At 45.1% G+C, this 12223-nt stretch carries 10 protein-coding genes and 1 other annotated feature; of the genes, 7 read left to right on the top strand and 3 right to left on the bottom strand.

Features of this window, described 5'->3' with window-relative positions:
• Nucleotides 1-107 precede the first annotated feature (107 nt).
• The gene (gene aceK, locus ACKLNH_RS14620) at nt 108-1823 is read right to left on the bottom strand and encodes a bifunctional isocitrate dehydrogenase kinase/phosphatase (RefSeq protein ID WP_413112998.1); all 1716 of its coding nucleotides are present in this window, start codon (nt 1821-1823) and stop codon (nt 108-110) included.
• A gap of 214 nt (nt 1824-2037) precedes the next feature.
• Nucleotides 2038-2151, top strand: a sequence feature (Thr leader region).
• A 48-nt stretch (nt 2152-2199) separates the two neighbouring features.
• Here aceK and thrA point away from each other — a divergent pair.
• The 3 genes from thrA to thrC are packed head-to-tail and all read left to right on the top strand — an operon-like array spanning nt 2200 to nt 6901.
• Nucleotides 2200-4659: a bifunctional aspartate kinase/homoserine dehydrogenase I gene (gene thrA, locus ACKLNH_RS14615; RefSeq protein WP_413112997.1), complete on the top strand. Its 2460-nt coding sequence runs from the start codon at nt 2200-2202 to the stop codon at nt 4657-4659.
• A gap of 2 nt (nt 4660-4661) precedes the next feature.
• The gene (thrB, locus tag ACKLNH_RS14610; RefSeq protein WP_413112996.1) at nt 4662-5618 is read left to right on the top strand and encodes a homoserine kinase; all 957 of its coding nucleotides are present in this window, start codon (nt 4662-4664) and stop codon (nt 5616-5618) included.
• Nucleotides 5615-6901: a threonine synthase gene (thrC, locus tag ACKLNH_RS14605; protein WP_413112995.1), complete on the top strand. Its 1287-nt coding sequence runs from the start codon at nt 5615-5617 to the stop codon at nt 6899-6901. The genes thrB and thrC overlap by 4 nt, the downstream gene beginning before the upstream one ends.
• Nucleotides 6902-6973: 72 nt before the next feature.
• Here thrC and grcA read toward each other — a convergent pair whose 3' ends face one another.
• A complete protein-coding gene (gene grcA, locus ACKLNH_RS14600) occupies nt 6974-7351 on the bottom strand; it encodes an autonomous glycyl radical cofactor GrcA (protein WP_413112994.1) in 378 nt (125 codons plus the stop codon).
• 332 nt (nt 7352-7683) lie between these two features.
• Here grcA and nfo point away from each other — a divergent pair, with 332 nt between their 5' ends.
• From nfo to ACKLNH_RS14585, 3 genes are all read left to right on the top strand, one after another.
• Nucleotides 7684-8544, top strand: coding sequence for a deoxyribonuclease IV (gene nfo, locus ACKLNH_RS14595; RefSeq protein WP_413112993.1), 861 nt, complete (start codon nt 7684-7686; stop codon nt 8542-8544).
• Nucleotides 8545-8889: 345 nt separating this feature from the next.
• Entirely contained in the window at nt 8890-9582 is a 693-nt protein-coding gene (gene ung, locus ACKLNH_RS14590) for a uracil-DNA glycosylase (protein ID WP_413112992.1), read from the top strand.
• Nucleotides 9583-9721: 139 nt separating this feature from the next.
• On the top strand, nt 9722-10258 hold the full coding sequence (locus tag ACKLNH_RS14585; RefSeq protein WP_413112991.1) for a hemerythrin domain-containing protein: 537 nt from the start codon (nt 9722-9724) through the stop codon (nt 10256-10258).
• 46 nt (nt 10259-10304) lie between these two features.
• Here the strand turns inward: ACKLNH_RS14585 and ACKLNH_RS14580 are convergent, their stop codons facing one another.
• Nucleotides 10305-10487, bottom strand: a complete 183-nt coding sequence (locus ACKLNH_RS14580) for a DUF3545 family protein (protein ID WP_413112990.1) — start codon at nt 10485-10487, stop codon at nt 10305-10307.
• 218 nt (nt 10488-10705) lie between these two features.
• Here ACKLNH_RS14580 and ACKLNH_RS14575 point away from each other — a divergent pair, with 218 nt between their 5' ends.
• Nucleotides 10706-12154, top strand: coding sequence for an alanine/glycine:cation symporter family protein (locus ACKLNH_RS14575; RefSeq protein WP_413112989.1), 1449 nt, complete (start codon nt 10706-10708; stop codon nt 12152-12154).
• The last annotated feature ends 69 nt before the right edge of the window (nt 12155-12223 follow it).

Raw genomic sequence — 12223 nt, 5'->3', positions numbered from 1 at the left:
TCCTCCTGTTTTAACTTAAGTGAATTTTTATGTTAGCACTGTCAGTGCCACTAAGCACATATACAAGTTGAGAAAGTTCCCTAGAAAATTAGAATAATAATGCATAACTAAATCGCTAATTTAAACCTTTCGTTATAAGGAAAGACGTCAGAAATCATTCCTTGGCTGATTTTCTGCTGTAGCTTTATCCATAGCTCAGGAGTGAAAACATCGGCATGCTGTTCTTCAAATAGCGCACGGAGATGACGATCAGCGAAGAGAAAAGTACGAAACTCCTCAGGGAATACATCATTGGGTCCAACACTGTACCAAGGCTCGGCCGCCATCTCTTGTTCTGGGGTTTTTGCTTCAGGTATACGGCGAAAGTTCATTTCAGTCATATAACTTATTTCATCATAATCATAAAACACGATCCGTTTGTGACGTGTCACACCAAAGTTCTTTAAGAGCATATCTCCAGGGAAAATATTGGCAGCAGCGAGTTGTTTGAGTGCAAAGCCATAGTCATTCACCGCCTGACGCTTCTCTTCTTCGCTAGCGGTCTCTAAATAGAGGTTTAGCGGCGTCATTCGTCTTTCCATATAAAGGTGCTTAATTAGTACCTTGTCATCGGAAATATCGATAATAGAAGGGGCCACTTGAAGAAGTTCATCAAGTAGTGACTGGCTGAAACGGTGTCGATCAAAAACAAAGTTACGGTATTCTAACGTGTCGGCCATGCGACCGATACGGTCATGCTCTTTGACCAGTTTGTATTTTTGCTTGACCGTTTCATGTGTAATGGCTTTCTGTGGTGCGAATTTATCTTTAATTATCTTAAAAACAAATCCATAAGATGGCAGGGTGAAGACTGACATCACCATGCCTTTAACCCCAGGGGCCATGACGAAGCAATCGCTGGAATGATTGAGGTGATTTAAATACTCTCGATAGAGCTCGGTTTTACCGTGCTTTTGACAGCCAATGGCAGTGTACAGTTCGGCCGCCGTTTTCTTTGGCATTAACGCTTTTAAAAAACGCACAAGCACAGAAGGGGCAGGGCAATAAACCATAAAGTAAGAGCGGGCGAAGCCAAAAATAATACTCATCTCGCTGGTATCGCATATACAAGCGTCTAAATAGAGGGCTTGTCCATTTCGATTTAATATGGGGATTACTAAAGGTTGTACTGGGTGGCCGTTTAAATGGATTTTGCCGATGAGGTAGGCTGCCTTATTGCGAAAAAAAGGCTCTTTAATCATCTCTATGTGGCACTCAGCTTCTTGGCATTCTGGTACTTGCTCTAGAACACTGTACGCTAACGCGGTTTGATCCCGCTCCCTGTCTTCCCACTGTAAGGTAAATGGCACATCATCGATGATACGATTTAACACCGCGGAAATATCACCGTTAACATGGTAGGTTTTGCTGATCCCTGTTGGGTAGGTTGGCAGCCGCTCGGGCTGTGAACTGGTGACAAACAGTTTCTCGTGTTCAATGTTACGGTGCTCGAAAATTCGACAGTAAACGGAATTAAAAAAGCTCTCAGCAATATCATAACGAGGATAATCTTGTAGAAGTTGTTCATACTCTATTTTCACCGTCATTAAAAACTGACGATTAGCGTATTTCTTCCCAAGCATTATTTGGATTTGCCGGGTCACTAAAGAGACATGTTTTTCGTAAAACGAGATCCGAGATTTCATGGCTTGATAGACAGCATTCCAGTCCGCAAGCTCGAAACGTTGCTGTGCGCCAGCCGTTACATCGAGAAAGCGACCAAACATTGCATCAGAGCCCTGTAAAATGGTGTGTGCGACAAGTTGTTCCATAGCCGTTGTCATGCCTCTTCCTTAAGCGGGGTTAACCCGATATAACACCCATAAGTAGAGTATATGGTACCGAGGCTATTTATGCAGTTATTTGCATTGTTTTGAATGCACATGGTGAGAGAGCAAAAAGGTAAAAAATGTCTTTTTTGTTGACTTGGTAGTGAAAAACCTGTAACTGTTACATTATAGAGATCAAGGAATGACATTATTAAGCGTATGCATAACATTACCCGCATTATTACAACAACCACAATTACCGGCATGATTGGTGTTGGGGCGGGCTAATACGCACAAATAACAAAAAAAGCCCGCACCCTTTAAAGGTGCGGGCTTTTTTTACGCTTGATGGTTATCAATTTAATTAAATAGGATGTTGGGAGTGACAGGGATGCGAGTACTAAAGTTTGGCGGCTCTTCGCTAGCTGATTCTGAGCGCTTTCTGCGAGCGGCAGAAATTATTGCCAATAATGCACGGCAGGAAGAGGTAGCCGTTGTGTTATCAGCGCCAGGAAAAATAACGAACAAGTTAGTTGCTGTGGTAGAAAGTGCCATTGCACATGGTGAAGCTGATTTGCAAATTGATGAGTTAAATAGTGTTTTTCAAGTGCTATTTGATGGCATCGAAACTCAAGTGACCGGTTTTGATCGGCAACTGGTTGAAGGAAAGCTACATAGCACCTTAACGCAATTAAAGCAGTTTGTGCATGGCATTTCGTTGCTGGGGCTATGTCCTGATAACGTTTATGCTCGCATTATCAGTAAAGGTGAGCGTGTCTCGATTGTAACCATGCAAGCGGTATTGGAAGCGCGTGGGCAGAAAGCCAGCTTGATTGATCCGGTTAACTATCTTTATGCCGAAGGTGGTTATCTTGAGGCGATGGTTGATATCGATGTATCTACGGCTAACTTTAAGCGTCATCCATTGCCTGTTGGGCATGTCAATATTATGCCAGGCTTTACCGCAGGTAACGAAAAAGGTGAATTAGTCACCTTAGGCCGTAATGGGTCAGATTATTCAGCAGCTGTTCTAGCGGCATGTTTACGCGCAGAGTGTTGTGAAATCTGGACCGATGTTGATGGCGTTTATAGTTGTGATCCCCGTATCGTTCAGGATGCGCGTTTATTGAAGTCGTTGAGCTATCAAGAAGCGATGGAGTTGTCTTACTTCGGCGCTTCGGTATTGCACCCAAAAACGATTGCCCCTATTGCTCAATTCCATATACCTTGCCTCATCAAAAATAGTTTTAATCCTCAAGGTGCGGGTACCTTGATTGGACAAGATACGGGTGAGGATCAATTAGCCATTAAAGGTATCACCACCTTAGATAAGCTGACCATGGTGAATGTCTCTGGACCAGGAATGAAGGGAATGGTTGGTATGGCCAGCCGCATTTTTGGTGCGATGTCAGCCGCTGGTGTGTCGATTGTTTTGATCACTCAATCCTCGTCTGAATACAGTATAAGCTTCTGCATCGAAGAGCAGGATAAGCCAGTTGCTGAGCTCGCCTTGCAGGATGCATTTGAACTTGAGCTTAAAGATGGCTTATTAGAGCCCGTTGAATATATTGCTGATATGGCGATTGTCACCTTGGTTGGCGACGGAATGCGTACATCAAAAGGGGTCGCTTCGTGTTTCTTTACCTCGTTAGCCGAGGTCAATGTCAATATCGTTGCGATCGCACAAGGATCGTCGGAGAGGGCTATTTCAGCGGTAATTCCAGCCGACTCGATAGCGGAAGCCATTAAAGCCTGCCATGAGAATCTCTTTAACTCGAAACACTATTTAGATGTTTTCGTGGTCGGTGTTGGTGGTGTTGGTGGTGAGCTGGTGGATCAAATTCAGCGTCAGCAATCAAAACTGGCTCAACAAGGGATTGAGATTCGAGTATGCGGTTTGGTTAATAGTCGAGGAATGTGTCTTGATCATAACGGTATCAGTTTGGACAGTTGGCGAGATAAGGTGGCACAACCAGAAGAAACGTTCAGCTTATCAAGTATGATTCAACTGGTAAAACGCCACCATATTATCAATCCGGTCATTGTTGATTGTACTTCGGATCAAGCGATTGCTGATCAGTATGTCGATTTTCTCGCAGCTGGCTTCCATGTCATTACTCCGAATAAAAAAGCCAACACCGCGAGTATGGATTACTACCATCAGTTGCGTCAGGCTGCGCGAAGCACTCGTCGTAAGTTTATGTACGACACAACGGTTGGAGCGGGCTTACCAGTTATTGAGAACCTGCAAAACTTATTGGCTGCCGGGGATGAATTGGTACGATTTAGCGGTATTTTGTCGGGGTCATTATCGTATATCTTCGGAAAGCTAGATGAGGGAATGAGTTTTAGTGAAGCGACCAGGGTCGCGCGGAGTAATGGTTTTACCGAGCCGGATCCTCGTGATGATCTTTCCGGGATGGATGTTGCACGTAAGTTATTGATTCTTGCTCGTGAAGCCGGCATGAAATTGGAACTGTCAGATGTTTGCGTAGAGCAAGCATTACCGCCAGGCTTTGATGACAGTGGAGATGTTGATAGCTTTATGGCGCGTTTACCTGAAGCTGATGCTTATTTTGAGCAGTTAGCAGCTCAGGCGGCCAGTGAAGGGAAAGTGCTGCGCTATGTGGGCGAAATTGTTGATGGTCGCTGCGTAGTGAAGGTTGTTGCTGTCGATGGCGATGACCCGATGTATAAGATTAAAGATGGTGAGAATGCGTTAGCATTCTATAGTCGCTACTATCAACCCATCCCACTTGTTTTGCGCGGGTATGGTGCAGGTAATGAGGTGACGGCTGCTGGGGTCTTTGCTGATCTGATGCGTACATTGGGTTGGAAGTTAGGAGTATAACCATGAGTGTTGTTGTTTATGCGCCTGCATCGATAGGTAATGTAAGCGTTGGGTTTGATGTTCTAGGGGCTGCAGTATCACCGATTGATGGAACACGTCTTGGTGATCGGGTAATGGTTGAAGCATCACAAACCGCTTTTAACCTCGAATGTGTTGGTCGCTTTGTGGCGAAGTTGCCAAAAGATGCCAAGGACAATATTGTCTATGACTGCTGGCAGGTTTTTTGTCGAGAACTAGCGTTAAAGGGGATCGCGCCGCGTCCGCTTGCTATGACACTGGAGAAGAACATGCCCATTGGTTCTGGGCTAGGCTCGAGTGCTTGTTCAATTGTTGCCGCATTGGATGCATTGAACCAGTTCCACGATTTGCCGCTGAATGAAACGGAACTGTTGGCATTAATGGGTGAAATGGAAGGTCAGATCTCTGGTGGAATTCATTATGATAACGTGGCTCCTTGCTACCTAGGTGGCGTGCAGCTCATGGTTGAAGAGCTAGATATTATCAGCCAGTCGGTTCCCAGCTTTGATGATTGGTATTGGGTGATGGCCTATCCGGGAATTACGGTCTCAACTGCAGAGGCACGCTCGATATTACCATCACAATACCGTCGTCAAGATATTATTGCCCATGGACGTCACTTAGCTGGGTTTATTCATGCGTGCCATACTCAGCAACCTGCGCTGGCGGCAACAATGATCCATGATGTCATCGCTGAACCTTATCGTGCTGCATTGCTACCAGGTTTTGCCAAAGCACGTCAATGGGCAGCGGATGCCGGCGCTCTGGCAACTGGCATCTCAGGGTCGGGGCCAACACTATTTAGCATTTGTGCCAGCGTCGAGACTGCAGAGCGTGTCGCCCGTTGGTTAAGTGATAATTATATTCAAAATGAACAAGGATTTGTCCATGTGTGTAAGTTAGATACACAGGGCTCACAGGTAACAGGAAGTCATCTATGAAGTTGCATAATTTAAAAGATCATAATGAACAAGTTTCATTTGCACAGGCGGTGCGTCAGGGACTTGGACGCAATCAAGGGCTATTTTTCCCAGAACAACTGCCTCAATTCGACGATATAGAAGCACTATTGGAATTAGATTTCCATAGTCGTAGTGCGAAAATATTGGCGACAATGCTGGGAGATGAATTGACGGAATCACAAGTAAAAGTCTTGATTGATAATGCGTTCGAATTTCCAGCTCCCCTCGCTAACGTGAAAGATGGGATTCATGCTCTGGAGTTATTTCATGGTCCAACATTGGCCTTTAAGGACTTTGGTGGGCGCTTTATGGCGCAGTCGCTGGCTGCGGTTTCGGATGATGGCAAAATCACGATTTTAACCGCGACATCTGGAGATACCGGTGCAGCGGTGGCGCATGCATTCTTCGGCATGGAGAATATTAACGTTGTTATTCTGTATCCAAAAGGCAAGATCAGCCCTTTACAAGAAGCCTTGTTTTGTACCTTGGGTGGCAACATCACCACAGTGGCAGTGAATGGTGATTTTGATGATTGTCAGGCACTGGTGAAGCAAGCCTTTGATGATGAAGCGTTACGTCAGGAAATTGGTTTAAACTCGGCTAACTCAATCAATATCAGCCGTTTAATGGCGCAAATCTGTTATTACTTCGAAGCGGTCGCCCAATTGCCACCAGAGCAACGTGAAGAGTTAGTAATTGCAGTGCCAAGCGGAAATTTTGGTAATTTAACCGCTGGAATGCTCGCTAAAGCGATGGGACTGCCGGTTAAACGCTTTATTGCCGCGACAAATGTGAATGATACCGTTCCACGTTATCTAAAAACTGGACAGTGGGATCCAAAGCCGACTGTACCCACGTTGTCGAATGCGATGGATGTTAGCCAGCCAAACAACTGGCCGCGCATTGAGGCGCTGTGTAAACGCCAAGGCTGGGGACTGGATGAGTTGGGTTATGGTGCGGTAACGGATGAGGATTCAGCGCAGAGCGTCCGAGAATTGGATGCGTTGGGCTACGTCTGTGAGCCGCATGGTGCTATTGCTTACCGAGTTCTGGAGCAACAACTGGCTGAAGGGGAAACTGGCATATTCCTATGTACGGCGCATCCGGCTAAGTTTAAAGAAGCAGTTGAGGCCATTTTACAGCGTGAGATTACCTTGCCAGCTCCCTTAGCGAAACATGCAGTATTGCCGCTGCTATCACTCACCCGTGACGCTGATTTCGTGCAGTTGAAGCAAGTGCTGCGTGATGCCGCTCAGCAATAAGTCTCGTCGTCATTAAGAAAGAGAAAGGCAGCATGTATTGCTGCCTTTTTTAATCAGTCAATCGCGAACCAATTACAGGCTTTGTGTGAATGTACGTGCGATAACATCTTTTTGCTGTTCCGTCGTTAATGAGTTAAAACGCACGGCATAGCCAGAAACGCGAATGGTCAATTGTGGGTATTTTTCTGGGTGATTAACCGCGTCTTCTAGTGTTTCACGCTTCAATACATTGACATTCAAATGCTGTCCACCTTCAATTTTCACACTTGGCGCTTCAACAGGAAGCTCTCGATACTCAATCTCGCCGAGATCTGATGTAGGGACAACTTGATCGGCGTCAAATCCGGTAGCTGCCACACAGCGAGCTTGATTATTCTCGTTGTCGAGTAACCAGATGGTGTTAAGAAGAGTGTCATTTGCCGCTTTAGTAATTTGAATTCCTTTGATCATGACTTGATTCCTTTGAAGAAAAGTTGAATTTTTATAAATATTGTTGAGCTAGAGCCATTATAAACCCATATGGCAAAAAAAAGATATTGATCTTGATCAATTTAGGTAAAAAAACCTTGCGTTCATTAAGGTTGTTTTTTTGTCTTAGGTCAATAAAATGATCATTAACTGAATGACTTATTATTGGCTAGTCGCATTGCGATAGTCGTTAAGAAATGAGCATATTATGGTAAATTTACTACATCCTTGTCACACTTTGGCATGGTAGTTATTTTGAAACAGAGCATCACGTTTCAGGGCTGGTCGCTGAAAATGATAAATGAGGATAGTCAATGAAGTTAATTGGAGCGCATGTTTCAGCTGCTGGAGGTGTTTTTAACGCACCTAAGAATGCAAGAAAGATAGGTGCAAGTGCATTCGCGTTATTTACCAAGAATCAGCGCCAATGGGTTGCGAAGCCATTGGATGAGCAAAGTATTACTCAGTTCAAGCTGGCTTGTGAAGAGCATGGCTACCGTGCTGATGCTATCTTGCCACATGATTCTTATCTCATTAATTTAGGGCATCCTGAGCAAGAGGCATTAGAGAAATCTCGCCGTGCTTTCATCGATGAAATGGCGCGTTGCCATCAACTTGGGTTGCATTTATTGAACTTTCACCCTGGTAGCCACTTAAAAAAAATACCTGAGGACGTTTGTTTAGAAAAGATTGCTGCGTCGATAAATTTGGCACATCAAGCTGTGCCTGATGTGGTCGCCGTTATTGAAAATACCGCCGGGCAAGGCAGTAACCTCGGTTGGCGCTTTGAACACTTGGCGCAGATCATTGCGCTGGTGGAGGATAAGTCGCGTATTGGTGTGTGTCTTGATACGGCCCATACCTTTGCATCAGGTTATGATTTACGTTCTATAGAGGCGTGTGAGCAAACATTTGCTGAGTTTGAGCGTATTGTTGGTTTCAGCTATTTGCGCGGGATGCACCTTAACGACTCTAAGACAGGACTAGGTAGTCGTGTTGACCGCCATCAATGCCTTGGTGAGGGTGAGATTGGTTTGGACTGCTTTCGTTACATAATGACTGATCGTCGCTTTGATGGCATACCGATGGTGCTTGAAACCATTGATGAGACGCGTTGGGCTGAAGAATTACAACTGTTACGCCAATTTGAGCTGACTGGGTGCGCAGTCTCCTAGTGACACAAAAGTAGTGCATTGTTGCCCAATAATAAGGCATGTGATGTCTGTTACTCGCATGCCTTTTCTGTAACTGTATGAATATAATGACTTCTATAGTTGGCACTTTTTTTCCATGCCTATTGGTACTACTGGAAGGAGAAAAGTGATGACAAAACATATTCCACAACCTAATCGCCATATTCAGGGGCGTGGCCATTTTCGCACTCCGATGATCCCTGCAAAACCGACGAAAAGAGACTGAAGATACTTGTTCTCGGAAGAGCGAGCAACGGTATTTTGATAAGATAATTTTAGTGAAACACAGTAAACTACAGGCTTTGTTTTTATGAAGGGCTTACGACTGTGGCAACTTGGCAAGAGATGCTTGCGACCGAAAAAGCGCAAGATTACTTTATTGAAACCGTGCAGCATATCGAGCGTGAACGAGCGGCTGGAAAAGCAATTTATCCGCCAGAGAAGGATGTTTTCAGCGCTTTTGAATTGACTCCCCTCGATGACGTAAAGGTGGTTATATTGGGGCAGGACCCTTACCACGGCCCGAATCAAGCTCACGGGTTGTGCTTTTCGGTTTTACCTGCGGTTAAAGTTCCGCCGTCACTGGCCAATATGTATAAAGAGTTAGCAACGGATATTGCAGGCTTTGAAATTCCTGAGCATGGGTATTTGAAAAGCTGGGCAGAGCAGGGTGTATTACTCTTAAATACCGTGTTAACTGTGGAGCAGGGCAAGGCACATTCGCACGCAAAGTTGGGTTGGGAAACCTTTACTGATCGGGTTATCGAGATTGTTAACCAGCATTGTGAAGGGGTTGTTTTTCTACTCTGGGGATCGCATGCACAAAAAAAGGGGCGTAAAATTGACACCACTCGCCACCATGTATTAGCAGCCCCACACCCTTCACCATTATCAGCTTATCGAGGTTTTTTTGGCTCTAAGCCTTTTTCTAAAACAAATCAATTATTGAAAGAGAAAGGAAAAGTTGCGATAGACTGGCAACCAAAATTAGACCCGGTTAACAAATTAGCAAACAAATGATTACCTTTCTTGTTATTACTGATGTAACGCATAGCTCTGCAGTATCTTGCTTATACACTGTACATTAGTTCGGTTCTTTTTAGGCGTCATATAGAACGGCAGTGACAAGGAGTGTGCACTTTATGAGAAGGAGAGTGGTATGTTAGAGAGTATTCATCGCGAACATATACAGATAAACCGTCTATTACGGCTGCTTCGTGAAAAGCTAAGGATTATTGAGACGGGAGAGCGAGAGGTTGAGTACCCGTTGATTAAGGTCGTTGTGGACTATCTGCAGACTCGCGCTGAAAAGTGCCATCACCCCAAAGAAGATATTATTTACCGGCACTTAAAACAACATTTCCCAGAACTGGCCCGCGATGTTGAAGATCTCGAAAGGGAGCATCAAGAGCTGGCTGTACTCACTGAGGCATTTCAAGATACGTTGACAATGATTTTAATGGATGCGGTCATTCCACTGGATATGCTTAAGCAGAGTTTGACGGAATTTGTTGATCGGCAGCAAGCGCATTTAGAATTTGAAGAGCGTGAAATACTGCCATTTGTTCGCAAGCACTTTACCGAGAAAGATTGGGAAGTAGTCAATAGCCAGTGGGAAGATGAAAGCCCTGATCCGTTGTTTGGTGAGCGGGTTGAACAGCGTTATAAGGTACTAGCCAAGCGTTTAGCGATGTAGTAACTCAAGGCAGAAAGCGCGCTGAGCGCGCTTTTTGTCAGGGGACTTAAATATCAATGTCGTCGATTGATAGCTCTTCAAGCTGGTCAATTGCCATTAGTTCTTTACGTAAACGTTGCCTATCTTTTAACGCCTCAATCTCACGCCACTTACGTTTCTTCGGTTTGCTGCGGGTTGCTCTGTGCGGGCGTTCCATTGTTTCGAATTCTTCCATACCGAAACTGTCCATATGCCACCTCTTATTTCTGTTGGGTCAGAGATTTAATATCAAATCGTTTTTAAAATAAACTTGACTTGTTTCACAGATGTTGCCATTTGATGAATTATTTATTCATGGTCATATTTAGGTCACACTATTGATAGTGCTGGGGTGAATATTTTCGTGTTCAGTATTATTGAAAGGTATTGTTGTGACGCCCTAGCCGTTTGTATGACAAGGAGAAAAAGGTGTTTGCTTCTTATATCGCTCTATTTAAAGATTTGCTATGGGGAGCCGTGCTGATCTATTTGCTCTTAGGGGCTGGGATCTATTTTTCATGGCGCTTACGCTTTCTGCAGATCCGTCATTTTGGTTATATGTTCAAAGTGATGAAAACCAGTTGGCATCACAGCGAGCGGGGTTTATCGCCATTTCAAGCTTTGTGTACTAGCCTAGCGGCCCGAGTGGGTACGGGGAATATGGCGGGAGTAGCATTAGCGATGAGCCTAGGCGGTCCTGGTGCTATTTTCTGGATGTGGTTAATCGCGATGCTAGGAATGGCGACTGCATTCGCTGAAAGCAGTTTAGCGCAGCTGTATAAGGTGCGTGATCGCGAGGGCCTGTTTCGGGGCGGGCCTGCCTATTACATGGAGCGTGGGTTAGGCATGCGCGGGATGGGGGTACTCTTTTCAGTGCTGTTGATTATTGCTTTTGGTTTGGTATTTAATGCCGTACAAGCCAATGCCATTTCATCTGCGATGTATTTTGCGTTTGGCTTACAGACATCGTGGGTTGCTGTCACATTGGTAGTGATTGCTGGTGTGGCTATTTCCGGAGGGTTGAGAGTTATTGCCCGCCTGACAGAAGTTATTGTCCCTATCATGGCACTGAGCTATTTGGCGATTGCGTTATGGATCATCTTCCAGCACCTTAGTGACGTTCCGGCAGCCTTTATGCTAGTGATTAACAGCGCTTTTGGGTGGAGTGAGGCGGCCTCTGGTGCGATGGGGTATACCGTGGCCCAAGGAGTGATCAATGGGTTGCAACGGGGGCTTTTCTCGAACGAAGCAGGCATGGGTTCTGCACCAAATGCAGCGGCATCGGCCGATCCTTACCCTCCTCATCCCGCATCACAAGGCTATGTGCAAATGCTGGGGGTCTTTATTGATACGTTGGTCATTTGTACTGCCACGGTCGCGATTATTTTGTTATCGGGAGAGTTTGTTCCCGGTGGTGAGGTCACAGGCATTGAGCTGACACAGCGTGCTTTGAGCGCAGAGGTTGGGGAGTGGGGAAGCAGTTTTATTGCTGTTGCTATCTTCTTTTTCGCTTTCACCTCGGTGATTGCAAATTATGCCTACGCAGAAACGAATTTTCTATTTTTGGGAAAACAAGGTAGGAAGCGTTTAGTGCTCTTTCGGTTACTGGTGCTGGGAATGATCTGGTTTGGTGCTATTAGTCCATTACCGACAGTTTGGGCACTAGCTGATGTTTCGATGGGCTTGATGGCGATTGTTAATTTGTTAGCACTGTTTCTCCTGTCGGGAGTGGTGGTGAAGCTGCAGCGTGATTATCAAACTCAGCTGAAGCGCCATCAAGTACCTGTGTTTGATCCAAGCGATTATCCTGAATTGCAGGGACAACTTGATCCTGGAGTGTGGGGGCAAGGAAAAACCGATGATAGCGATAGAAAATAAGCGCTGGAAATTGTCATTAAAAGCCGTAAATTAAAACAAGAGAGATGCACCCAACTACAGGGATATTGT

Origin of the sequence: Thaumasiovibrio clandestinus (assembly GCF_047250365.1) — a bacterium.
Classification (GTDB): Bacteria; Pseudomonadota; Gammaproteobacteria; order Enterobacterales; family Vibrionaceae; genus Thaumasiovibrio.
Note: the sequence above shows the minus strand (reverse complement) of the source record. Positions and strands in the feature narration are given on the sequence as shown.